24 protein-coding genes are annotated in these 22,534 nt (G+C 39.3%); 17 read left to right on the top strand and 7 right to left on the bottom strand.

What is annotated here, in order from left to right; genetic code table 11:
• Window positions 1-7: 7 nt before the first annotated feature.
• Window positions 8-427, top strand: coding sequence for a F0F1 ATP synthase subunit epsilon (locus EKB01_RS03165; RefSeq protein ID WP_000940835.1), 420 nt, complete (start codon window positions 8-10; stop codon window positions 425-427).
• A 43-nt stretch (window positions 428-470) separates the two neighbouring features.
• Here EKB01_RS03165 and EKB01_RS03160 read toward each other — a convergent pair whose 3' ends face one another.
• Window positions 471-1,484, bottom strand: a complete 1,014-nt coding sequence (locus tag EKB01_RS03160) for a lactonase family protein (protein WP_084851923.1) — start codon at window positions 1,482-1,484, stop codon at window positions 471-473.
• Between the two features lie 176 nt (window positions 1,485-1,660).
• On the opposite strand from EKB01_RS03160, the gene EKB01_RS03155 reads away from it, so the two are divergent.
• From EKB01_RS03155 to EKB01_RS03130, 6 genes are all read left to right on the top strand, one after another.
• Complete coding sequence (locus EKB01_RS03155) at window positions 1,661-3,637, top strand: peptide ABC transporter substrate-binding protein (RefSeq protein WP_109289968.1); 1,977 nt, start codon at window positions 1,661-1,663, stop codon at window positions 3,635-3,637.
• A 173-nt stretch (window positions 3,638-3,810) separates the two neighbouring features.
• Window positions 3,811-4,977 carry an AI-2E family transporter gene (locus tag EKB01_RS03150; protein WP_167265655.1) on the top strand — a complete coding sequence of 389 codons (1,167 nt, stop codon included), beginning with the start codon at window positions 3,811-3,813 and terminating at the stop codon, window positions 4,975-4,977.
• A complete protein-coding gene (locus tag EKB01_RS03145) occupies window positions 4,967-6,196 on the top strand; it encodes a tetratricopeptide repeat protein (protein WP_061598466.1) in 1,230 nt (409 codons plus the stop codon). Before EKB01_RS03150 ends, EKB01_RS03145 begins: the two co-directional genes overlap by 11 nt.
• Before the next feature lie 136 nt (window positions 6,197-6,332).
• Entirely contained in the window at window positions 6,333-6,974 is a 642-nt protein-coding gene (locus EKB01_RS03140) for an amino acid ABC transporter permease (protein WP_061598464.1), read from the top strand.
• A gap of 10 nt (window positions 6,975-6,984) precedes the next feature.
• Complete coding sequence (locus tag EKB01_RS03135; protein ID WP_109289970.1) at window positions 6,985-7,614, top strand: amino acid ABC transporter ATP-binding protein; 630 nt, start codon at window positions 6,985-6,987, stop codon at window positions 7,612-7,614.
• Between the two features lie 15 nt (window positions 7,615-7,629).
• Window positions 7,630-8,469 carry an amino acid ABC transporter substrate-binding protein gene (locus EKB01_RS03130; RefSeq protein ID WP_109289971.1) on the top strand — a complete coding sequence of 280 codons (840 nt, stop codon included), beginning with the start codon at window positions 7,630-7,632 and terminating at the stop codon, window positions 8,467-8,469.
• 74 nt (window positions 8,470-8,543) lie between these two features.
• Here the strand turns inward: EKB01_RS03130 and lysS are convergent, their stop codons facing one another.
• The 5 genes from lysS to EKB01_RS03105 all read right to left on the bottom strand — a co-directional run bounded on the left by lysS (window position 8,544) and on the right by EKB01_RS03105 (window position 13,024).
• Window positions 8,544-10,034 (bottom strand): lysine--tRNA ligase, encoded by a 1,491-nt coding sequence (gene lysS, locus EKB01_RS03125; RefSeq protein ID WP_109289972.1) that lies wholly within the window; start codon window positions 10,032-10,034, stop codon window positions 8,544-8,546.
• Between the two features lie 136 nt (window positions 10,035-10,170).
• Complete coding sequence (locus tag EKB01_RS03120; RefSeq protein ID WP_109289973.1) at window positions 10,171-10,794, bottom strand: histidine phosphatase family protein; 624 nt, start codon at window positions 10,792-10,794, stop codon at window positions 10,171-10,173.
• Window positions 10,794-11,276, bottom strand: coding sequence for an aminoacyl-tRNA deacylase (locus EKB01_RS03115; protein WP_109289974.1), 483 nt, complete (start codon window positions 11,274-11,276; stop codon window positions 10,794-10,796). Before EKB01_RS03115 ends, EKB01_RS03120 begins: the two co-directional genes overlap by 1 nt.
• On the bottom strand, window positions 11,276-12,118 hold the full coding sequence (locus EKB01_RS03110) for a DUF368 domain-containing protein (RefSeq protein ID WP_167265653.1): 843 nt from the start codon (window positions 12,116-12,118) through the stop codon (window positions 11,276-11,278). Before EKB01_RS03110 ends, EKB01_RS03115 begins: the two co-directional genes overlap by 1 nt.
• 105 nt (window positions 12,119-12,223) lie before the next feature.
• Complete coding sequence (locus EKB01_RS03105; protein ID WP_167265651.1) at window positions 12,224-13,024, bottom strand: glycoside hydrolase family 25 protein; 801 nt, start codon at window positions 13,022-13,024, stop codon at window positions 12,224-12,226.
• A 155-nt stretch (window positions 13,025-13,179) separates the two neighbouring features.
• On the opposite strand from EKB01_RS03105, the gene glmU reads away from it, so the two are divergent.
• The 7 genes from glmU to EKB01_RS03070 all read left to right on the top strand — a co-directional run bounded on the left by glmU (window position 13,180) and on the right by EKB01_RS03070 (window position 19,163).
• Window positions 13,180-14,559, top strand: a complete 1,380-nt coding sequence (gene glmU / locus EKB01_RS03100; protein ID WP_061588139.1) for a bifunctional UDP-N-acetylglucosamine diphosphorylase/glucosamine-1-phosphate N-acetyltransferase GlmU — start codon at window positions 13,180-13,182, stop codon at window positions 14,557-14,559.
• Between the two features lie 9 nt (window positions 14,560-14,568).
• On the top strand, window positions 14,569-15,114 hold the full coding sequence (locus EKB01_RS03095) for an NUDIX hydrolase (protein ID WP_000393800.1): 546 nt from the start codon (window positions 14,569-14,571) through the stop codon (window positions 15,112-15,114).
• Between the two features lie 11 nt (window positions 15,115-15,125).
• On the top strand, window positions 15,126-15,437 hold the full coding sequence (macP, locus tag EKB01_RS03090) for a cell wall synthase accessory phosphoprotein MacP (protein ID WP_061588140.1): 312 nt from the start codon (window positions 15,126-15,128) through the stop codon (window positions 15,435-15,437).
• Window positions 15,438-15,452: 15 nt separating this feature from the next.
• A complete protein-coding gene (locus EKB01_RS03085) occupies window positions 15,453-16,145 on the top strand; it encodes a 5'-methylthioadenosine/adenosylhomocysteine nucleosidase (protein ID WP_167265649.1) in 693 nt (230 codons plus the stop codon).
• Window positions 16,146-16,221: 76 nt separating this feature from the next.
• Complete coding sequence (rocS, locus tag EKB01_RS03080) at window positions 16,222-16,716, top strand: chromosome segregation protein RocS (RefSeq protein WP_000021249.1); 495 nt, start codon at window positions 16,222-16,224, stop codon at window positions 16,714-16,716.
• Window positions 16,717-16,797: 81 nt separating this feature from the next.
• Window positions 16,798-17,391: a 3'-5' exonuclease gene (locus tag EKB01_RS03075; RefSeq protein ID WP_167265647.1), complete on the top strand. Its 594-nt coding sequence runs from the start codon at window positions 16,798-16,800 to the stop codon at window positions 17,389-17,391.
• Window positions 17,392-17,399: 8 nt separating this feature from the next.
• Window positions 17,400-19,163, top strand: coding sequence for a glycerophosphodiester phosphodiesterase (locus EKB01_RS03070; protein WP_167265645.1), 1,764 nt, complete (start codon window positions 17,400-17,402; stop codon window positions 19,161-19,163).
• A 38-nt stretch (window positions 19,164-19,201) separates the two neighbouring features.
• Here EKB01_RS03070 and EKB01_RS03065 read toward each other — a convergent pair whose 3' ends face one another.
• The gene (locus tag EKB01_RS03065; RefSeq protein WP_000981516.1) at window positions 19,202-19,501 is read right to left on the bottom strand and encodes a YbaB/EbfC family nucleoid-associated protein; all 300 of its coding nucleotides are present in this window, start codon (window positions 19,499-19,501) and stop codon (window positions 19,202-19,204) included.
• 423 nt (window positions 19,502-19,924) lie between these two features.
• Here EKB01_RS03065 and EKB01_RS03060 point away from each other — a divergent pair, with 423 nt between their 5' ends.
• From EKB01_RS03060 to EKB01_RS03050, 3 genes are read left to right on the top strand one after another with little or no spacing between them, the layout of a single operon-like run.
• On the top strand, window positions 19,925-20,632 hold the full coding sequence (locus tag EKB01_RS03060; RefSeq protein WP_000638516.1) for a 2-C-methyl-D-erythritol 4-phosphate cytidylyltransferase: 708 nt from the start codon (window positions 19,925-19,927) through the stop codon (window positions 20,630-20,632).
• 4 nt (window positions 20,633-20,636) lie between these two features.
• Entirely contained in the window at window positions 20,637-21,659 is a 1,023-nt protein-coding gene (locus EKB01_RS03055; RefSeq protein ID WP_084867180.1) for a ribitol-5-phosphate dehydrogenase, read from the top strand.
• A 16-nt stretch (window positions 21,660-21,675) separates the two neighbouring features.
• On the top strand, window positions 21,676-22,533 hold the full coding sequence (locus EKB01_RS03050; protein WP_045617049.1) for a phosphotransferase family protein: 858 nt from the start codon (window positions 21,676-21,678) through the stop codon (window positions 22,531-22,533).
• The last annotated feature ends 1 nt before the right edge of the window (window position 22,534 follow it).

Genomic DNA, 22,534 nt, shown 5'->3' with positions numbered 1-22,534 from the left:
GTGATCTATGGCTCATTTAACTGTCCAGATCGTGACACCAGATGGCCTCGTCTATGATCACCATGCCAGCTTTGTATCGGTACGAACTCTGGATGGTGAGATGGGGATCTTGCCACGACATGAAAATATGATTGCGGTTTTAGCGGTTGATGAAGTGAAGGTAAAACGTATCGATGATGATACTCATGTGAACTGGATTGCAGTGAACGGAGGAATTATCGAGATTGCTAATGATATCATTACTATTGTAGCAGACTCAGCAGAGCGTGCTCGTGATATTGACATCAGTCGTGCAGAACGTGCGAAACTTCGAGCTGAACGAGAAATCGAAGAAGCTCATGACAAGCATTTGATTGACCAAGAACGTCGTGCAAAAATCGCATTGCAACGTGCTATCAACCGTATCAATGTCGGAAATAAACTATAAAATAAAAATGAACTTGCTTAAGCAAGTTCATTTTTATTTTACATTAATGTTTAAATGTGATGCAAACGGCTTCGGGAACTTGGAAATCGTTAGAAAGCTCAGCTAATCGACCAGTTTCGGGATTACGTTTAAAGACGGTTGCATTATCTGAATCTTGGTGAACTGCAATTAGAAATTCTTGGTCAGGAGTAAGATTGAAATCGCGCGGATTTTGTCCGTGGCTGGGCACAATTTCTAATAACTCCAGACTACCATCAGCTAGGATGCTAAATACAGCAATGGAATCATGACCTCGGTTGGATGCATAGAGATATTTACCATCTTTTGAAAGACGAATGGCGGCAGTAGCATTAAATCCCTCATATCCAACTGGCAAAGTCGAAATGACTTGCATGCGTTCAAATTCACCAACACCATCGTAAATCAAGACTTCAATGGTACTGTTGAGTTCACAGATGAGGTAGGCAATCTTATAATGATGATGGAAAACGATGTGGCGAGCACCTGCCCCAGCTTGGCTGTTATAAGTGTAGAGTTTATTTAGTTTTCCTTCTGGACTAACATCATAGGTTGTTACTTCATCCGTGCCTAGATCACATGTAACGAGATACTGGTCAGGTGTTAGATCCGTAAAGTGTACATGTGGGGAAGCTTGGTTTTCATGAGGGCCTTGTCCGCTATGCTGATCCAGATCTGTTTGGATGAGGCTACCATCTGTTTGACGTTTATAAACTAGAACTTGACCTTTATGATAGTTGGCCCCATAAACGAGATTACGTTTTTCATCTACTGCCACATAACAATGAGGAGCGCCTTCTTCCACCACATGATTTAACAAAGTGCCATCTGTCTTGTAAGCAGCGATTCCACCCAAGCCATCCTGGCTCCCTACGGTGTATAAATGTTGCTGTTGGTCAAAGGCAAGGTAGGTCGGACTTGGTTCAGCAGCAAAGAGTTCAAGGTTTGCAAGCTGGCCTGTTTCTGTATTAAAATCAGCTTTGTAAATCCCTTTAGATAAGCGACGAGTGTAAGTTCCAAAATAAACAGTTTCTTTCATGTCCATACCTCTTAATAATGATAAATTTATTATACCACAAAATGAAATTCTTAACTGACTTTCATCATTTTTTGAAAATTACAGAAAACACCTTAGGGAGATTTATTTAGTTTTTACCTTGCTTTCAAAAATCAAAGTGATATAATAATCATATATTTGATTTAAAGGAGTGCCTTATGAAAAAACGTATTTTTCTAACGGCTGCAGTAGCAGTGTTGTCCTCAGCACTACTAGCAGCTTGTTCGTCTGGTGGTAAAAATGCCAACCAACCTGTGACTTATACTTATGTCTTCTCATCGGATCCCGCAACTTTGGACTACACAGTTTCTGGAAATTCCAGTACCAAACAGGTGACTGGGAATGTCATCGATGGTTTGCTTGAGAATGACCAATATGGAAATCTTGTACCGTCTGTAGCAGAGGACTGGAGTGTTTCTAAAGATGGTTTGACTTACACCTATAAAATCCGAAAAGGGATTAAGTGGTACACTAATGAAGGCGAAGAATATGGTGAAGTAAAGGCTCAGGATTTCGTGACAGGTTTGAAACATGCTGTCGCTAAGAAATCACAAGCCCTCTATCTCGTACAGGATTCAATCAAAGGGTTGGATGATTATATTAACGGGAAAACAAATGATTTTTCTACTGTTGGAATTAAGGCGACAGATGATTATACACTCGTTTATACGCTTAATAATCCTGAATCTTTCTGGAATTCCAAGACAACGATGGGTGTTTTAGCACCAATCAATGAAGACTTTTTAGCCTCTAAAGGGGATGATTTTGGTAAACCTACTGATGTTACAAGTATTCTATACAATGGTCCTTACCTTCTGAAAGGTCTCACATCGAAATCTTCAATCGAGATGACAAAAAACCAAAACTATTGGGATAAAGGAAATGTCTTCATTGATGATATAAAATTGACCTTCTTTGATGGTCAAGATGCAGACTCTCTTGGTCGTGGTTTTGATGAAGGCCACTACCCAGCAGCTCCGCTCTTTAAGAATTCTGCAAACTATGAGCGATTCAAAGAAAAATACAAAGACAACATTGTGTATGGTCAACAAAGAGGAGGTAGCTACTACATTTCAACTAATATTGACCGTGTAGCCTATAACCATACTTCTAAAACAACGGACGAAGAAAAGACATCTACTAAGAAAGCTTTGTTGAACAAAGATTTCCGCCAAGCCTTGGCTTTTGGAGCAGATCGTAAGGCTGCTGTCTCTCAAGTATTTGGTGATGAAGTTGCCCCTCGTAAATTACGTACTAGCTTTACACCTCCAACATTTGTTCAAATTGGAGATCAATCTTTTGGTCAAGTAACAAAAGCAGAACTTGACAAGTTGGATACTGCTTGGAGCGATGTTAGCCTAGATGATGCACAAGATTCACTTCATAATGTAGATAAAGCTAAAACTAAACTTGAAGCGGCTAAGAAAACTCTTCAAGCTGACGGTGTTCAGTTCCCTATTCATTTGGACTTGCCAGTTTCCTCTACTCAAACAGATTTTGTACGTCAAGCTCAATCGTATAAACAATCAATAGAGGAAGCTCTTGGAGTTGAAAATGTCGTGGTTGATATCCAACAAGTTTCTGATGATGAATTGGGAAGTATGACCGTTCTTGCAACTTCAAAAGACAATATCGACTGGGATATCAATCCAAACAGTGGATGGAGCCCAGACTATGCAGATCCATCAACCTATCTTGATGCATTTGATCCAACATCTGGACCAACTCTTCTTGGAGCACTTGGTATTGCACCAGGATCAGATAGTTCAGCCATTAAGGCAGTAGGATTGGATAAATACAAAGAATTACTTGATGATGCAAACGGTGAGAAAACAGATCTCGAAAAACGCTATTCAAAATATGCTAAAGCTCAAGCATGGTTGACAGATAGTGCTCTAGTTATTCCTGTACACTCAGACGGTGCCCAAATGCTTGTTACAAAGAAAGTCCCAGGAACAGGAGCAGATGGTTGGGTCGGTGATAAAACAGGTGAAAACAGTTATAAATATCTGAAGATTCAAGATAAGATTGTGACAAGTAAAGAAATGGAAGAATTCCGCAAGAAATTTGCTGAAGAAAAAGCAAAATCAAACGAAGAATACCAAAAACAACTATCAAGTCATATTAAAGATTAAATAAATCTCCTCAATTTGATTTGCACCCTAAAAGTTAGACAGAAAAATCTAACTTTTGGGGTGCAGTTCAATAGAGGAGATTTTTCTTTTTGTCTATTCATGTAAGCACTTTAAAAAAGAGTTATTTTAGTCTAAAAATGGTATAATGAGAGGATGACAGAAAGGATGTATTTATGGAACATAAAGAGAAACATTTTAGCCTATCTTGGTTCTTCAAGTGGTTTTTGGATAATAAAGCCATCACTGTATTTTTAGTAACCTTGTTACTGGGGCTAAACATTTTTATTCTAAGTAAGATTAGTTTTATCTTTTTACCAGTTTTGGATTTCCTAGGAGTTGTCATGTTGCCAGTTATTTTATCTGGTTTACTTTATTACCTCCTCAATCCGATTGTTGACTGGATGGAGAAACACAAGATCAATCGTGTACTTGCCATCAGTATTGTATTTGTCATCATTGGACTTTTTATCATTTGGGGTCTGGCAGTCGCAATTCCAAATCTCCAACGCCAAGTCTTAACTTTTGCGAAAAATGTACCGACATACCTCGAAGATGCTGACCGTGTCATCAATGATCTTGTAACCAAACGTTTGCCAGATGATTTTAGACCACAGTTGGAGCAGGTTCTTTCCAATGTTTCTAGTGAAGCTACCCTGTGGGCCAGCAAAATCTCTTCTCAAGCCGTTAACTGGGTCAGCGCCTTTATCAGTAGTGTTTCCCAGGTCATTGTAGCGGTTATTATCGTACCCTTCATGCTCTTTTATCTTTTGAGAGATGGAAAAGGCTTGCGGGATTACCTAACTAAATTCATCCCAAACAAGTTAAAAGAACCTGTCGGACAAGTTTTGTCAGATGTTAATAAACAGTTATCAAACTATGTTAGAGGGCAGGTTACTGTTGCTATTATCGTGGCAATTATGTTTATTATCTTCTTTAAGATCATTGGTCTCAGATATGCTGTGACTCTTGGGATTACGGCTGGTATCCTCAATCTAGTACCTTATCTAGGTAGTTTTCTAGCGATGTTGCCTGCTTTGGTTTTGGGCTTGATTGCAGGACCTGTTATGCTTTTGAAAGTGATTATTGTCTTTATTGTTGAACAAACGATTGAAGGTCGCTTCGTTTCTCCGCTTATTTTAGGTAGTCAGCTAAACATCCATCCGATCAATGTCCTCTTTGTTCTCCTAACTTCAGGTTCTATGTTTGGTATTTGGGGAGTCTTGCTGGGAATTCCTGTCTATGCTTCTGCCAAGGTCGTTATCTCAGCTATCTTTAACTGGTATAAAAAAGTCAGCGGTCTGTATGAAGAAGAAGGGGAGGAAATCAAGAGTGAACAATAGTCAACGCATGATCCAGGCTCTGGATGAACAGGATTTAACCAAGGCGGATCAGTATTATCACAAAGCCCTCGAAACAGATTCAAGTGAAGTTCTTTACGAACTAGCAAGCTATCTAGAGGGAATTGGCTTTTATCCTCAAGCAAAAGAAATTTACCAACATATCGTTACAGAATTTCCAGAAGTGAATCTGAACTTAGCTAGCATTGCTAGCGAGGATGGCAATGTTGAGGAAGCCTTTGCTTACCTTGAGGAAATCACTTCCGAAAGTGACTGGTATGTATCGGCCTTGGCCTTGAAGGCAGACCTCTATCAGTTGGAAGGATTGACAGATGTAGCGCGTGAAAAGTTACTGGAAGCCCTAAACTACTCAGACGATTCCTTATTAGTTTTTGGTTTGGCTGAGTTGGATAGCGAGTTAGGGAATTATCAGGAAGCCATTCAGGGCTATGCTCAGTTAGACAATCGCTCTATCTATGAGCAAACGGGTGTCTCAACCTATCAACGAATTGGTTATGCTTATGCCCAGTTAGGTAAGTTTGAAGCTGCAACTGAATTCTTAGAAAAAGCTTTAGAATTAGAATACGATGACCAAACTGCCTTTGAACTGGCTAGTCTTTACTTTGATCAAGAAGAGTATCAAAAATCTGTTCTTTACTTTAAGCAGATTGATACCATTTCACCAGATTTTGAAGGATATGAGTATGGTTATAGTCAAGCCTTGCATAAGGAACATCAGGTGGAAGAGGCCCTTCGTATCGTTAAAAAAGGACTGCAGAAAAATCCATTTGAAACCCGTCTCTTGCTAGCTGCTTCTCAGTTTTCGTATGAATTGCATGATCCTAGTGCTGCAGAGCAGTTTCTCCTTACTGCTAAAGAAGATGCAGAGGATACAGAAGAAATTTTTCTTCGCCTCGCAACCATTTATATGGAACAAGAGCGGTATGAAGATATCATTGCTCTCCAAAGTCAAGAACCTGAAAACCTCTTGACCAAGTGGATGATTGCACGCTCTTACCAGGAAATCGAGGATTTAGATAAGGCCTATGAGCTCTATCAAGAACTGTCATCTGACCTCAAGGACAATCCCGAGTTTTTAGAGCAATATACTTATCTCCTGCGTGAATTAGGATATTTTGAAGAGGCCAAGATACAAGCTGAAGCCTATTTAAAACTCGTTCCAGATGATGTTCAGATGCAAGAACTCTTAGAAACACTTTAAAAGTTATCTCTCTAAAAACGTATCCGTCAATTTGGCAGATACGTTTTTTTGGAAGAAATAGAATTTTTTTACAATTACTCTTGCTAAATTGTTTATTTATGCTATAATAGGAACAATTATTTTTAGGAGGTGCAGTATGTCTTATATGTTTGAGATATTACCCAGTTTATTGAACGGTGCAAGTATGACTCTTCAAGTCTTTGCTCTGGTTTTAATTTTTTCAATTCCTTTAGGTATTGTCGTTGCCTTTGCTTTACAAGTCCGCTGGAAACCCCTCCATTATCTCATTGACCTTTATATTTGGGTAATGCGAGGGACTCCTTTGCTCTTGCAATTAATCTTTATTTACTATGTTCTTCCTAGCATTGGGATACGTTTAGATCGTTTGCCTGCTGCTGTGATTGCTTTTGTATTGAACTATGCAGCCTACTTTGCAGAAATCTTTCGTGGTGGGATTGAAACCATTCCCAAAGGGCAGTATGAAGCCGCAAAAGTGTTAAAATTTGGCTCCTTTGATACAGTTCGCTATATCATCCTTCCTCAGGTGACAAAGATTGTCTTACCGAGTGTTTTTAATGAAATTATGAGTTTGGTCAAGGATACTTCTTTGGTTTATGCCCTTGGGATCTCAGATTTGATCTTAGCTAGTCGGACAGCAGCTAATCGGGACGCCAGTCTTGTTCCTATGTTTTTAGCTGGAGCGATTTATTTGATTATGATTGGTCTTGTAACCATTGTAGCGAAAAAACTTGAGAAGAAGTACAGTTATTACAGATAGGAGGATTGCTATGTTAGAATTACGAAATATCAACAAGGCCTTTGGTGGCAAACAAATCTTAACCAATTTCAGTCTATCAATTCCTGAAAAGCAAATCCTCGCAATCGTAGGTCCATCAGGAGGAGGCAAGACCACCTTGTTACGTATGCTAGCTGGATTGGAAACCATCGATTCTGGAGAAATCCACTATAACGGCGTATCGCTAGCTATAGACGAACTAGAAAAGCGCAATCTTCTGGGATTTGTTTTCCAAGATTTTCAACTCTTTCCGCATTTGTCAGTTCTAGATAACTTAACCTTGTCGCCCATAAAAACGATGAGCATGGAGAAGGAAATTGCTGAGAAGAAGGCGCGTGGTTTGTTAGAACAACTTGGGTTAGCTGGGCATGCAGATGCCTTTCCTTTCTCACTTTCAGGTGGGCAAAAACAACGGGTGGCCTTAGCACGCGCTATGATGATAAACCCAGAAATTATTGGATATGATGAGCCTACATCAGCCTTAGACCCAGAATTGCGATTAGAAGTAGAAAAACTTATCCTTCAAAATAAAGAGCGTGGGATGACTCAGATTGTTGTGACCCACGATCTTCAGTTTGCGGAAAACATTGCTGATCAGATCCTTAAGGTTGATCCAAAGTAGGAGTAGGAGGTGCCTATGAAGAGAAAGAAAATTGCCCTTGTACTTGCTCTGTTCTTTAGCTTCTTCCTGACGGCTTGTACTCAGAAGGCAAGTGATCCAAATCAGGATAATTGGGCCAAATATCAGAAGCAGGGAAGCATTACTATTGGCTTTGACAATACCTTTGTTCCCATGGGATTTGAGGAAAAGAATGGCCAGTATGCGGGTTTTGATATTGATCTAGCCCAAGCTGTTTCTGAAAAGCTAGGAATTCAGATTAAATTTCAACCCATCGACTGGGATATGAAAGAAACCGAACTACAAAATGGTACCATTGATGCCATCTGGAATGGCTATACAGCTACAGATGAACGGAAAGAGAAGGTTGCTTTTACCATTCCTTACATGGAAAATCAACAAGTTTTGGTCTCTAAAAAGTCTCAAAATATTCACTCAGTTCAGGATATGACTGACAAAGTTTTAGGGGCCCAGGCTGGATCTTCTGGTTATTTGAATTTTGAAGGACAACCCGAACTACTCAAGAATCGAGTAAAAGACCAGAAGGCCAATCAATACCAAAGTTTCAATGAAGCCTTAATTGATTTGAAAAACGATCGGATTGATGCCTTGTTGATTGACCGGGTATATGCCAATTATTATCTCCAGTCTGAAGGAATATTAAATGACTACAATGTCTTTTCAGATGGATTTGAAAGTGAAGCTTTTGCAGTGGGTGTTAGACCTGCTGATAAAACTTTGTTAGCCGCTTTGAACCAAGCCTTTATCTCACTATACCAAGAAGGAAAATTCCAGGAAATCAGCCAAAAATGGTTTGGGGAAGATGTAGCCACCAGTCAAGTTAAAAATCAAGAATAAGAAAAGAGATTGAGGAGAAACTCAATCTCTTTTTGCATCAAAAAATCCTCTGGCAAGTACCAGAGGATAAGAGTTTATTTCATTGTTGGGAAGAGCAATACATCACGGATAGTAGTTGTATCAGTGAGGAGCATGCAGAGACGGTCGATACCGATACCCAAACCACCTGTTGGTGGCATACCGTATTCAAGAGCCTCGATGTAGTCGTAATCGATACCTGTTGCTTCATCGTCCCCAAGTTCTTTAGCTTTGGCTTGAGCTTCGAAACGGCTAAGTTGATCGATTGGGTCGTTCAACTCAGAATAGGCATTACCGTACTCCTTAGTCATGATAAAGAGCTCAAAACGGTCAGTAAAGCGCTCGTCTTCAGGGTTTTTCTTAGCAAGTGGAGAGACAGCTACTGGATGCCCATAAACGAAGGTTGGTTGGATCAAGGTTTCTTCGACAAATTCTTCAAAGAAGGCATTGATGATGTGACCAACTTCAGTGTAGTGTTTCTCAACTGGAACTTTCTTCTCAGCAGCGATAGCTTTGGCTTCCTCGAAAGTCATATCTTTCCAGAAGTCTACACCAGTAATTTCTTTGATAGCATCCACCATGTGAACACGTTTAAATGGTTCATTGATTTTGATTTCAGTACCTTGGTAGTTGACTGGACCATCACCTTTGACAGCCTTTGCAGCATGCTGGATAATACCTTCTGTCAAATCCATAATATCATGGAAATCGGCATAAGCTTGGTAAACCTCAATCATAGTAAATTCAGGATTATGAGTTGCATCCATTCCTTCGTTACGGAAGATACGGCCAATCTCATAGACGCGTTCCATACCACCGACAATTAGACGTTTGAGATGAAGTTCTAGAGCTATCCGAAGCACCATGTCAATATTTTGAGCATTGTGGTGTGTAATAAATGGTTTGGCAGCAGCACCACCGGCCTCGTTGTGAAGTACAGGTGTTTCCACTTCAAGAAAATCATGTCCATCTAGATAACGACGAATTTCAGAGATGATTTTTGAACGAGTGACAAAACGTTCAAAGCTTTCACGATTAGAAATCAAGTCAAGGTAACGTTTACGATAAATTGTTTCAACGTCAGTCAAACCGTGGAATTTCTCAGGAAGCGGGCGAAGTGCTTTAGACAAGTGTGTAATGTGAGTTGCCTTGATAGAGAGCTCTCCCATATCTGTACGCATGACTTCACCTTCGACACCGAGGAAGTCACCGAGATCAGCCTTCTTAAAGATTTCATAGTTTTCTTCACCAACAGCATCTTTACGAACGTAGATTTGGATTTGACCTTCTCGGTCTTGAAGATGGGCGAAGCCGACTTTACCTTTACCACGTTTACTAACTAAACGTCCAGCGATAGTAGCAGTTTCGTTTAATTCATGTAATTGTTCTTTATCGAGTTCTGCAAATTTGTCTTTTAGTTCTTGAGAGTTAGCAGTACGTTCAAAACGTTTTCCGAAGGGATCAATTCCTTGTTCACGAAGCGCAGCCATTTTTTCACGGCGAACGATCTGCTGGTCATTTAGTTCTTCCATATGTTCTGTAGACATGAAATCCTCCTAATTTTACTCAAAATTTGATACGATGAGTCTTTTTGCGATACTCCCATTTTATCATAAATAGTCAAGAAATTCACGGATATTCTTTGAAAACTAAAAAGAACTTGACCATTAAGATCAAGTTCCATTATTTTCCTTGATAGGAAGTGTCATTCCACCTTTCCAGAGTGAAAGTTTCAAAATCCTCGGTTTCTAAAATTGTTAGACTAGCATTTGCTAAACCACCATCTTTTCGAAGAAGGGGCTCTTTATAACCTAGAAGGGTACGAAGACTAGCAGTGAGATTTGCACCATGACCAACGATTAGAACTCTCTTAGCCTGACTCCCCTTCAGAGATTTGATAAATTGAATGGTACGTTGAGTTGTACTGTAGAGGGATTCCGCTTCAAACATTCTTGTATCGAACTTAGCTAAGTTTGTACGAAAAGCCTCGATTTGTTGTGGGTAGATGGCCTCTAATGTTGCAATTTTTAATCCCTCTAGTTTTCCGAGATGCCATTCACGCAGGTCAGGAATAGTCTCTAAAGGACATTGCGTCTGGAGTTGACTTTGGATAATTTCAGCAGATTTGACCGCTCTTGGTAAATCACTTGAATAAATCTCATCGAAAGGAATATTGCTGAGATATTGACCGAGCACCTTTAAGGTATCAATAGACTCAGGAAGAAGAGGTGAGTCCCCTCCGGCACCTTGGAAACGTCCTTCAAGATTCCAGATAGTTCGGCCGTGACGCACAAAATAGAGTTTCATCAGTTGTTTTCCTCCAAGATATCTGCAAAATCTGCTTTCACAAAGCTAGCCAAGTCCTGTGGAGCAATAATGATACTATGCCCGACTTCCCCAGCAGAGACGATTATTTTGTCTAAATCTAAAGCTGTTTTATCAATAAAAATAGGATAGTTGTGTTTTTGGCGAATGCCGACGGGGTTATTTGCCCCATGAATATAGCCTGTCGTTTTTTCTAGGTCTTTTTGTGGAATCATACTCACTTTTTTATTACCAGAAACCTTTGCTAGTTTTTTTTCAGCGAGGTGTTCTGTTATGGGAACGATTCCGATAATTGGGCCTGTCTTGTCCCCCAGCAGAGCCAAGGTTTTAAAGATATGTGTTCGATCATATTCCGAAGGAAGTTCTCCCTCAAGCGCATTGATTTGAATCCCTGTGTTCTCAATTCCTGCTTTGGTCAAGATTTGTTCGACCAAGGTTTTCTTAATCTTAACTTTCTTTGCCATTATTTATACTTATCCTCCAATTGACTCATCCAGATACCAAGCCAAATGCCAAGTGCAAAGAAGAAGGCGATGAGAACATAGCTTACGATGGAAAGTCCAGTGTATTGGATACTTTCAGCACTTCCAGCATTTGGAATCAAAATCAAGAGGGTACTTGATAGCACAATTCCAATAATAAAGTGATAAACACGGGAGTGGTAGTTGTTCAAGGCATGGTCCATTAATTTTGAAAAAACGATAAGAGTTGCTCCTGCACCAATCCCGATAGGAAGGAAGGTACCAAATAAATCGAAGGTCTTAAAGCCAGTTAGCATTGGAGCGTACAGTCCCAAAATCAAGAGTAGATTTGATGGACTTAAACCAGGCACCAAGACACCTAGAGCTAAAAGAACACCTGCCAAGATGAAACTAGCGAAACTGGCGCTGAGAGAACCAACAACAAAGTTTAGCGCGTAGAGCCCTAGACCTGAAAGGATAAAGGTAGCCCAGAACCAGGCTAGGTCAACCTTGTCACGATCAGATTCTCGAGTAGATTCTCTAAGGAGGCTAGGAACTGTACCGATGATAGCTCCAGCAAAACTCCACAAAACATAGACTTGGTAATTTTCTAGCAAATACTCAATCGGATAAGAAAATAAACCAATACCTAGCAACATCCCGATGGCTACTGGGATAAAGTATAGGACATTCTCTTTAAAATCTTTAAAGGGATGAGCCAGAAAGCCAATCATTCGCTCGTAGATACCCAAAATTGCAGCCAGAACACCACCAGAAATTCCAGGTAGGATAAATCCTAAGGCAATGACGATTCCTTTGATAACTCTTGCAATCCATGAAAACATATTAGACTCCTCAATTTCATAAATTTCTTTCTCTATCCTATCAATTATAACACAGACAGCAAAAAAATGAAAAAGCAAGTGAAAAAGTTGCGACTTTCACTTGCTTTACGGTCTTAAAAATAGCTTTCTGAAGGTTTCTTCTTTTTCCTTATCAGTAGAAATGAGATTGATGTCTAGGTGATGTTCAAATCCTGCAATTTTTCCTTTGGAAGTATACTGATGGAGGTCATAATCTAAATCAGTATTTGGCTTAGTTTCAAAATAACCAGAGTCAGTTCCATAGGAAGGAATCCAAATAGCAGTGAACTTATCTGTATTGATACTGTGTTCTTGCATGAAGTAAACTCCAATATAGATGCCAATGTTTTTAGCACCCAAAGATTCCAGTTTGGCACGAAAAGCTTCAACACCTTCATTCATATTGGACATTGTTTTTTCTTCAACGTCAAGCCAGTAATAACTAGGATTGTATGGAGAAGCAGAATTGTAGAAAACTTCAGCCGCTTTCTCCATTTCTTCTTTGTTCGTACCAGCTAGATAAGCATAAACGGCTACGGGGACATTGCGCTTTTGAAATTCTGCAATGTGATTTTTATAGGCTTTATCGACCCCATTGATAAAGGCAGCATCATTTGTTTCAGTGTGCTGTGCCCCATTGTGCACGCGAACGATAACACCAGAAATGTTTTGAGATAAAATATCGTAGTTTATCTCCTCCGGTCTTTGCCAACCAGAAATGTCAATAATGGGTTTATCAAGATTATGCAAGGCCTGGTTTTCAACTTGAGCAGTGTTGCTTTTTGACTTGACCGAATGGTCTTCATAAGCTGGTTTATTAAAGATTAAAATAGCTATAACAATGGTGAATAGACTACAAATAATAGCTGGATGAATCTCTTTTCTCATATCTAATTAGTTTAACGTAAATAGATAAAAAAATCAAAGAAAACGTTGAAAAGATGAATGAACTAGCATGTTTTCCCCTATTTCTCTGTTTGTTTACTCCTAAGGAGGTAAATTATGGTATAATATAAGGGAATTTTCACAGAAAAGAGAATAGTATGTCAAATTATGCCATTATTTTAGCAGCGGGTAAGGGTACTCGCATGAAATCAGATCTTCCAAAGGTACTTCATAAAGTAGCAGGAATTTCGATGTTGGAACACGTTTTTCGTAGTGTTGAAGCTATTCAACCTGAAAAAACTGTTACTGTAGTGGGACACAAGGCAGAGTTAGTTGAGCAAGTCTTGGCTGGACAGACAGACTTTGTAACTCAGTCAGAACAATTAGGAACTGGGCATGCTGTCATGATGGCAGAGCCCATTCTCCAAAACCGCTCTGGCCACACCTTGGTTATCGCTGGGGATACTCCTCTGATTACAGGTGAAAGCTTGAAAAACCTCTTGGATTTCCATATTAATCACAAAAATGTGGCGACTATTTTAACGGCTGAAGCAGCGGATCCTTTTGGGTATGGTCGTATCGTCCGTAACGATAACGCTGAAGTTCTTCGTATTGTTGAGCAGAAAGATGCTACAGACTTTGAAAAGCAAATTAAGGAAATCAATACAGGAACTTATGTATTTGACAATGAACGTCTTTTTGAGGCTCTTAAAAACATCAACACCAACAATGCCCAAGGTGAGTATTATATTACTGATGTGATTGGTATTTTCCGTAATGCAGGTGAGAAGGTTGGCGCCTATACTCTCAAGGATTTTGATGAAAGTCTTGGGGTAAACGACCGTGTGGCTCTTGCCACTGCGGAAGCAGTGATGCGTCGCCGTATCAATCAAAAACATATGGTTAATGGTGTTAGTTTTGTCAATCCAGAAGCAACTTACATCGATGTTGATGTCGAGATTGCTCCTGAAGTCCAAATCGAAGCCAACGTTACCTTGAAAGGTCAAACGAAGATTGGGGCGGAAACTGTTTTAACAAATGGAACTTATATCGTGGATAGCGCTATCGGAGCTGGAGCTGTGATTACGAATTCCATGATTGAGGAAAGTACAGTTGCAGATGGTGTGACAGTCGGTCCGTATGCTCATATTCGTCCAGGCTCAAGTCTAGCTTCCCAAGTTCACATTGGAAACTTTGTTGAAGTAAAAGGATCTTCAATCGGTGAAAATACCAAGGCAGGTCATTTGACCTATATCGGAAACTGTGAAGTGGGTAGCCATGTTAACTTTGGTGCAGGTACGATTACAGTTAACTACGACGGGAAGAATAAGTACAAGACGGTCATTGGCAATAATGTCTTTGTTGGATCAAACTCAACTATCATTGCTCCAGTGGAACTTGGTGATAATTCACTAGTTGGAGCTGGTTCAACGATTACAAAAGATGTTCCAGCTGACGCCATTGCTATTGGACGTGGACGTCAAGTTAATAAAGATGAATATGCATTACGTTTGCCTCATCATCCTAAGAATCAGTAGGAGTCTATCATGGAATTTGAAGAAAAAACGATTAGCCGGAAGGAAATCTATCAAGGTCCTATTTTTAAGCTAGTGCAAGATCAGGTGGAACTACCAGAAGGGAAGGGAACTGCCCAACGTGATCTGATTTTTCACAATGGAGGAGTATGTGTTCTAGCTGTGACAGCTGAGGATAAAATCGTCCTTGTTAAGCAATACCGAAAAGCTATTGAAGCCATCTCTTATGAAATTCCTGCTGGTAAACTGGAACTTGGTGAAAATGCAGATCCCATGTCGGCGGCCCTTCGTGAATTGGAGGAGGAGGTTGCCTATACAGGTAAGTTAGAGCTTCTATATGATTTCTACTCTGCTATTGGTTTTTGTAATGAAAAATTAAAACTTTACCTCGCAAGAGATTTAACTAAGGTGGAAAATCCTCGTCCGCAAGATGATGATGAAACCTTGGAAGTTCTAGAGGTCAGCCTTGAGGAAGCAAAAAACTTAATTCAGTCTGGCCATATCTGTGATGCCAAGACGATTATGGCAATCCAGTACTGGGAATTGCAAAAGAAATAGAGGAGTAGCCCATGGGAAAACCTTTGTTAACAGATGAAATAATCGAACGTGCCAATCGTGGGGAGAAAATCTCCGGGCCACCTCTTCAAGATGATGAGGAAACTAAAATTTTATCAACTTCTTCACAAAACTTTGGTTATTCACGTTCTAGAGACTATAATTCTATTCAAGATACTTTAACAATTGAAGTAGAGCCAACGATTCATAAGAGCCGTCGCATTGAGAATACCAAGAGAAATGTTTTTAATTTAAAACTCAATCGTATCTTATTTGCAGTCATCCTACTCTTAATTTTGTTAGTGTTGGCAATGAAACTCTTGTAATCGAAAGGACATAAAATGAAAATTGGAATCATTGCTGCCATGTCAGAAGAGCTCGTACACCTGACTCAGAACTTGGCCAAAGCTCAAGAAGTTCAGGTTTTGGGAAATACTTACTACACTGGTACTGTTGGCAAGACAGAAGTTGTTCTAGTTCAGAGTGGGATTGGAAAGGTCATGTCAGCTATGAGTGTAGCGGTGTTAGCTGACCATTTCCAAGTAGATGCCGTTATCAATACAGGATCGGCAGGTGCAGTTGCAGAAGGGATTGCCGTTGGAGATGTCGTGATTGCGGATAAACTTGTCTACCATGATGTGGATGTGACTGCATTTGGCTACGCTTATGGTCAGATGGCTGGTCAACCTCTTTACTTTGAATCCGATAAGAACTTTATCGCTAGGATTAAAGAGAATTTATCTCAATTAGAACAGACCTGGCACCTAGGATTGATTGCCACAGGGGATAGCTTTATAGCTGGAGATGATAAGATTGCTAGTATCAAATCCCACTTTCCGGATGTTTTAGCAGTTGAAATGGAAGGGGCAGCGATTGCACAGGCAGCTCAGGCTCTTGGCCTACCTTTCCTAGTCATTCGTGCCATGAGCGACAATGCCAATCACGAGGCTTCTATCTCTTTTGATGAGTTTATCATTGAAGCTGGACGTCGTTCTGCCCAAGTTTTACTGGCCTTTTTAAAGGTTATGGATTAAGCGGAAATTTGACAGTTTATCTAGCTTATGATAAGATTTAAGTAAAGAAAAGCTAGAAAACGTTTCAGAGGATATTATGAGTATTGAAATGACCGTCAGTGAGATTGCAGAGGTCCTAGGACTCTCTCGTCAAGCAATCAACAATCGTGTCAAAGAACTTCCAGAAGAGGACACGAAAAAAAATGACAAAGGTGTAACTGTAGTTACTCGAAGTGGCTTGATTAAGCTAGAAGAAATCTATAAAAAAACGATTTTTGAAGATGAACCAGTCAGTGATGATGTCAAACAACGCGAACTGATGGAAATCTTAGTCGATGAGAAAAATGCTGAAATTCTTCGTTTATATGAGCAGCTCAAGGCCAAAGACCAGCAGTTGGCAGAAAAAGATGAACAGATGCGTGTTAAAGATCGACAGATTGCTGAAAAGGACAAACAATTGGACCAACAGCAACAATTAACTCTTCAAGCTATGAAGGATCAAGAAAGTTTGAAACTAGAGTTGGACCAAGCAAAAGAAGAAGTTCAAGCTACCAAAAAAGGCTTTTTTGCTCGCTTATTTGGAGGAAAATAAAGAAGCTGTTTGGGTTATTCACTAACCTGATAGCTTCTTTTATTATTTATGGTTTAAATTGAGTCGGAACTGAGGTAAAAGATGGAAAAATTAAGAGATTATATCGCCTTTGATTTGGAATTCAATCAACACGAGGGGGTTACCCATTTAATTCAAGTATCGGCAGTCCGCTTTCAAGATGGACAAGAATGTGCTGCTTTTGATTCTTATGTTCATACTACAGCCCCATTGAAGAGTTTTATCAATGGTTTGACTGGAATCACAGCTGAAACCTTGAAAGATGCGCCAAAGGTAGAACAAGTTTTAAAGGACTTTCAGGCATTTGTTGGCGACTTACCTATTGTTGGTTACAATGCAGCTAAGAGTGATTTGCCTATTCTCTTGGAGCATGGCATTGATTATCGTGACCAGTATAAGGTCGACCTATATGATGAGGCTTTTGAACGCCGTAGTTCTGATTTACACGGCATAGCCAATCTTAAATTACAAACTGTAGCGAATTTTTTAGGCTTTCACGGGAAGTCTCATAACAGTTTAGAGGATGCCCGCATGACGGCGCGTGTTTACGAAGCTTTTTTGGAATCAGATGAAGGAAAGCTATTAATAGAAGACCAGAGTAGTTTTTCTATGAATAATCCTTTTGGTGGCTTAGATTTATCCCAATTTATAGACTAGGAGTGCCTATGAAACCTGAAAAACCTAAAAAGCTAGGTTTTAGGAAGATATACTATAACCTAGATAAGATTTTATTTCTATTTTTCTTGATATTTATGATGGTTGAGTTTGTCTGGCTACCATTAAATTCATGGATTGCTGGCATCCTTCTGAGACAAACCGGTTATTTGTTTATCTCCTACAATAACTTTTGGGCGATTATACAAGGCTCGCCTTTTATCAGTTTAGCCTTTCTCATCTTAATTGCAATCAATCTCCTGGTTGCCTATTTCCAGATTTGTCTTTTGTTTATAGGGGCTCGTCACCTTCTCTATCATGAAAAGAGAACTTTAATTGAGTACAGTAGAAAAGTATTTCACCAGAGCTTTCTATTCGTTAAGCGATTGAGCTTTTGTAAGATGGCCTTTGTCTTTTTTTACATTGCTTTGCTTTTCCCGTTCATCCGTAAGATTTTAAAAATCTACTACCTCAACAAGATTATTATCCCTGATTTTATTGTGAATTATTGGGAAGGTAAGCATTGGCTGGTAGGTCTGATGATCATAGCATCCGCTTGGATCTTTCTCTACATCTCTGTCCGATTTATGTTTGCCCTGCCTAAGATTCTCTTTGAAAGAAAGACAATAAGAGAAAGTGTGAAATATAGTCTCCAAAAGACAAAGAAAAATGTCCTTTTCTTCTCTTGGCATCTCTTACTCATTATTATTAAAACCTATCTCTTCTTCTTTGGTTTGTTAATTCCCTTGCTTTTTGCGCAAGCAGTGATGGATAATTTAACTCAAAAAGAATCCTTGATTCTCGGTGTGATTAATTTTGTCTTGATTAAAAATTTCCATTACATGACCCTGACTTATTTCCTAGTGAAGTTTGTTTCCTTCCTGACAGGAGAAGAACTAGAGATTATGCCAAGGCGAAAGAAAGATCATCTGATGAGATGGGGTGTCATGGGGTGTGCAAGCATCATCTTTGCCATAGAAGGCTACGTTTATCTGGAAACTCCAGATACCAATACACCTTTAGTGATTTCGCACAGAGGAGTAAGTAATAAAAACGGTGTTCAAAATACGGTGCAGTCTTTAGAAAAAACAGCTCAACTAAAACCAGATCTCATCGAAATGGATGTGCAGGAAACGAAAGACGGTCAGTTCGTGATGATGCACGATGCTAACCTCAAAAATTTAACAGGTATTAATGCTACACCGCAAGATTTGACTCTGGATGAATTAACAAATACAGATATTTACGAGAATGGTTATCAAACAAAGATTTCAAGCTTTGATGCCTATTTAGAGCGTGCAAATGCTTTAAACCAAAAATTGCTGATTGAGATTAAGACCAGTAAAAAAGATAGTCCGCAAATGATGGACCATTTCCTCGAAAAGTACGGAGCGACTATCAAGAAATATGGACACCAGATGCAATCGCTAGACTACCATGTGATTGATAAAGTGTTGACTTATGATTCTGAAATTCCAGTTTACTTTATTCTTCCCTATAACAGTATCTTCCCAAGAACCAAGGCAACTGGTTACACTATGGAGTACTCAACTTTGGACGAATACTTTGTCAATAAACTCTGGACAACTGATCAGAGACTCTATGTTTGGACTGTGAATAGTTCTGAGTCCTTGGATAAGGCAGTCAGACTTGGAGCAGATGGCATGATAACGGATGATCTTGAAATGGTCCAGTCACAAGTCACAATGGCTCAAGACGATCCAGAATACACGGAATTACTCTTAAAGAAAGCAATGGAATTCTTTGATTTCTAAGAAAAAAAGAGAAACATCTGTTTCTCTTTTTTTGTGGATTAGAAAGGCAATTTTCCAGCGAAAGCACCGAGTTTCTTCTTAGTCGTTTCATCAATTTGTTCAAGAGCAGCGTTAATCGCTTGCACAGTCATGTCAGAAAGGGTTTCGAGATCTTCTGGATCTACAACTGCTGGGTTGAAGTCAATGCTGACAACTTTTTTGTCACCAGTTAAGGTCGCTTGGACAAGGTCCTGAGCAGATTTTCCAACAAATTCCATGGCAGCGAGTTCTGCTTGGCTTTGTTCCATTTGTTTTTGAAGTTTTTGTGCTTGGCGCATCATGTTTTGCATGTTCATCATGGCGGTTTACAGTTTCCTTTTTCTATTATTTTCTTTTTTATTTTACCAATTTTAGGAGCAAAAGTCTAACAATAGTTTAAAACATCGTAGAGATTGCTTTCTTAAATTTACAAAAATGGATGCCATAATTTTCCGAGCTTTTTCTTGTATTTCAAAAAATATGTTTAAGTTTTCTTTAAGGTTTCTATTATATTCTAAAGAACTCTATATTAACCGAACGTTGAATAAGGGGGATAGAGAATAACCTAAATTTATTTCTTAATTTGTTATGATTTTTCAGATTTTGTTGAATATTGTTCATTTTTCATCCTAAATAATGAGCCGATTCATATAGTGGCTCTTTATCTTTTCTTCATGATAGGCATATATTGTGATATAATAGATGGTAATGAGTTTTTTAGAATAAACTAAAGGAGAATATAAATGATCTATGCAGGAATCCTAGCCGGAGGAACTGGCACACGCATGGGAATCAGTAATTTACCAAAACAATTCTTGGAGTTGGGTGATCGACCTATTTTGATCCACACAATTGAAAAATTTGTCTTAGAACCAAGTATTGAAAAAATTGTAGTTGGAGTTCATGGAGATTGGGTATCTCATGCTGAGGACTTGGTTGACAAGTATCTTTCTCTTCACAAGGATCGCATCATCATTACCAAAGGTGGGGCTGATCGCAATACCAGTATCGAGAAGATAATAGAAGCCATTAATGCCTATCGTCCAATCACTCCAGAAGATATTGTGATTACTCACGACTCTGTTCGTCCATTTATCACACTTCGCATGATTCAGGACAATATAAAACTGGCCCAAAATCATGATGCGGTTGACACAGTAGTAGAAGCGGTTGATACCATTGTTGAAAGTACCAATGGTCAGTTTATCACTGATATTCCAAATCGTGCTCACCTTTATCAAGGTCAAACACCTCAGACTTTCCGTTGTAAGGATTTCATGGATTTGTATGGTTCCCTATCTGATCAAGAAAAAGAAATCCTGACGGATGCATGTAAGATTTTTGTTATCAAAGGGAAGGATGTTGCTCTAGCTAAAGGGGAATATTCAAATCTTAAAATCACAACTGTGACAGACTTGAAAATCGCGAAAAGCATGATTGAGAAAGATTAGGGCTATGATTAATCAAATTTATCAACTGACAAAACCAAAGTTTATCAATGTAAAATACCAAGAAGAGGACATTGATCAGGAGAATCATATCCTGATTCGTCCAAATTATATGGCGGTTTGTCATGCAGATCAACGTTACTATCAAGGGAAACGCGATCCAAAGATATTGGCCAAAAAGCTTCCTATGGCGATGATTCACGAGTCTTGTGGAACTGTTATTTCAGATCCAACTGGGACTTATGAAGTCGGTCAAAAGGTAGTTATGATTCCCAATCAACCGCCTATGCAGAGTGACAAGGAGTTCTACGAGAACTACATGACAGGGACCTACTTCCTATCTAGTGGCTATGACGGCTTTATGCGAGAATTTGTCTCTCTTCCAAAAGATCGTGTTGTGTCTTATAATGACATTGAGGACACAGTTGCTGCCATCACCGAGTTTGTAAGTGTTGGCATGCATGCTATGGCTCGATTCCTGCATCTTGCTCATAGCAAGCGAGAGCGAATCGCTGTTATCGGAGATGGTAGTTTGGCCTTTGTGGTTGCAAATATCATCAATTACACCTTGCCAGAAGCAGAGATTATCGTCATTGGTCGCCATTGGGAAAAATTGGAGCTCTTCTCTTTTGCAAAAGAGTGCTATATCACGGATAATATCCCAGAGGATTTGACCTTTGATCATGGATTTGAGTGTTGCGGTGGTGATGGTACAGGCCCAGCTATCAATGACTTGATTCGCTATATTCGTCCACAGGGAACGATTCTCATGATGGGAGTGAGCGAATACAAGGTTAATATCAATACACGAGATGCTTTGGAAAAAGGATTGTTATTAGTAGGCTCATCTCGTTCAGGACGCGTCGATTTTGAGAAGGCCATTCAAATGATGGAAGTTAAAAAGTTTGCGAATCGTCTGAAGAATATCCTTTATGTTGAAGAGCCTGTGAGAGAAATCAAGGACATTCACCGTGTCTTTGCTACAGACCTAAATACTGCTTTCAAAACAGTATTTAAGTGGGAAGTGTAGAAGATGGAGGTTAATTGTGGAGAAACTCATCAAAGAAAAAATTTCTTCTTTACTATCTAATGAAGAGGAAGTACTCAGTGTTGAACAGCTGGGAGGCATGACCAATCAAAACTATTTGGTTAAAACAACCAACAAACAGTATATTGTGAAATTTTTTGGTAAAGGGACTGAAAAACTCATCAATCGTCAAAATGAAAAGTACAATCTTGAACTTTTAGAGGATTTAGATTTAGATGTCAAAAATTATCTTTTTGATATTGAGTCAGGGATTAAAGTAAATGAGTACATCGAATCAGCAGTAACTCTTGATTCAACATCAATCAAGTCCAAGTTTGAAAAGATTGCACCAATTTTACAAACCATCCATGCTTCAGGGAAAGAATTAAGAGGAGAGTTTGCTCCTTTTGAGGAAATCAGCAAATATGAATCCTTGATTGAGGGAGCTATCCCTTATGAAAACTATGAAGCTGTAAGAAAAGATGTATTTTCACTAGAAAAGAGATTGGCTGATTTGGGTGTTGATAGAAAATCCTGTCATATCGATTTGGTACCAGAAAACTTTATCGAGTCACCACAAGGTCGTTTGTATTTGATTGACTGGGAATACTCTTCTATGAATGACCCGATGTGGGATTTGGCAGCTCTTTTCTTAGAGTCTGAATTTACAAAGCAAGAGGAAGATGATTTCCTTTCCTACTATGAAAGTGACAAAACGCCTGTATCACGTGAGAAGATTCGTATCTATAAAATCTTGCAAGATACTATCTGGAGTTTGTGGACAGTGTACAAAGAAGCTCAAGGAGCTGATTTTGGAGATTATGGTATCAACCGTTACCAAAGAGCTGTCGAAGGTTTGACTTATTATGGAGGTTAGG

It is taken from the genome of Streptococcus sp. CCUG 71758, from assembly GCF_011714815.1.
Lineage (GTDB): Bacteria > Bacillota > Bacilli > Lactobacillales > Streptococcaceae > Streptococcus > Streptococcus halitosis.
The sequence above is the reverse complement of the archived record's forward strand: the minus strand, read 5'-3'. Positions and strand labels throughout refer to the sequence as shown.

Coding starts and splice junctions, on each gene's coding strand:
- EKB01_RS03110 (WP_167265653.1), bottom strand. CDS start 12,118: ATGTTTTCATGGATTGCAAGAGTTATCAAAGGAATCGTCATTGCCTTA.
- EKB01_RS03070 (WP_167265645.1), top strand. CDS start 17,400: ATGAAACCTGAAAAACCTAAAAAGCTAGGTTTTAGGAAGATATACTAT.
- EKB01_RS03105 (WP_167265651.1), bottom strand. CDS start 13,024: ATGAGAAAAGAGATTCATCCAGCTATTATTTGTAGTCTATTCACCATT.
- EKB01_RS03160 (WP_084851923.1), bottom strand. CDS start 1,484: ATGAAAGAAACTGTTTATTTTGGAACTTACACTCGTCGCTTATCTAAA.
- EKB01_RS03085 (WP_167265649.1), top strand. CDS start 15,453: ATGAAAATTGGAATCATTGCTGCCATGTCAGAAGAGCTCGTACACCTG.
- EKB01_RS03120 (WP_109289973.1), bottom strand. CDS start 10,794: ATGAAACTCTATTTTGTGCGTCACGGCCGAACTATCTGGAATCTTGAA.
- EKB01_RS03065 (WP_000981516.1), bottom strand. CDS start 19,501: ATGATGAACATGCAAAACATGATGCGCCAAGCACAAAAACTTCAAAAA.
- EKB01_RS03055 (WP_084867180.1), top strand. CDS start 20,637: ATGATTAATCAAATTTATCAACTGACAAAACCAAAGTTTATCAATGTA.
- rocS (WP_000021249.1), top strand. CDS start 16,222: ATGAGTATTGAAATGACCGTCAGTGAGATTGCAGAGGTCCTAGGACTC.
- EKB01_RS03130 (WP_109289971.1), top strand. CDS start 7,630: ATGAAGAGAAAGAAAATTGCCCTTGTACTTGCTCTGTTCTTTAGCTTC.
- EKB01_RS03140 (WP_061598464.1), top strand. CDS start 6,333: ATGTCTTATATGTTTGAGATATTACCCAGTTTATTGAACGGTGCAAGT.
- glmU (WP_061588139.1), top strand. CDS start 13,180: ATGTCAAATTATGCCATTATTTTAGCAGCGGGTAAGGGTACTCGCATG.
- EKB01_RS03150 (WP_167265655.1), top strand. CDS start 3,811: ATGGAACATAAAGAGAAACATTTTAGCCTATCTTGGTTCTTCAAGTGG.
- EKB01_RS03155 (WP_109289968.1), top strand. CDS start 1,661: ATGAAAAAACGTATTTTTCTAACGGCTGCAGTAGCAGTGTTGTCCTCA.
- macP (WP_061588140.1), top strand. CDS start 15,126: ATGGGAAAACCTTTGTTAACAGATGAAATAATCGAACGTGCCAATCGT.
- EKB01_RS03060 (WP_000638516.1), top strand. CDS start 19,925: ATGATCTATGCAGGAATCCTAGCCGGAGGAACTGGCACACGCATGGGA.
- lysS (WP_109289972.1), bottom strand. CDS start 10,034: ATGTCTACAGAACATATGGAAGAACTAAATGACCAGCAGATCGTTCGC.
- EKB01_RS03165 (WP_000940835.1), top strand. CDS start 8: ATGGCTCATTTAACTGTCCAGATCGTGACACCAGATGGCCTCGTCTAT.
- EKB01_RS03095 (WP_000393800.1), top strand. CDS start 14,569: ATGGAATTTGAAGAAAAAACGATTAGCCGGAAGGAAATCTATCAAGGT.
- EKB01_RS03135 (WP_109289970.1), top strand. CDS start 6,985: ATGTTAGAATTACGAAATATCAACAAGGCCTTTGGTGGCAAACAAATC.
- EKB01_RS03115 (WP_109289974.1), bottom strand. CDS start 11,276: ATGGCAAAGAAAGTTAAGATTAAGAAAACCTTGGTCGAACAAATCTTG.
- EKB01_RS03075 (WP_167265647.1), top strand. CDS start 16,798: ATGGAAAAATTAAGAGATTATATCGCCTTTGATTTGGAATTCAATCAA.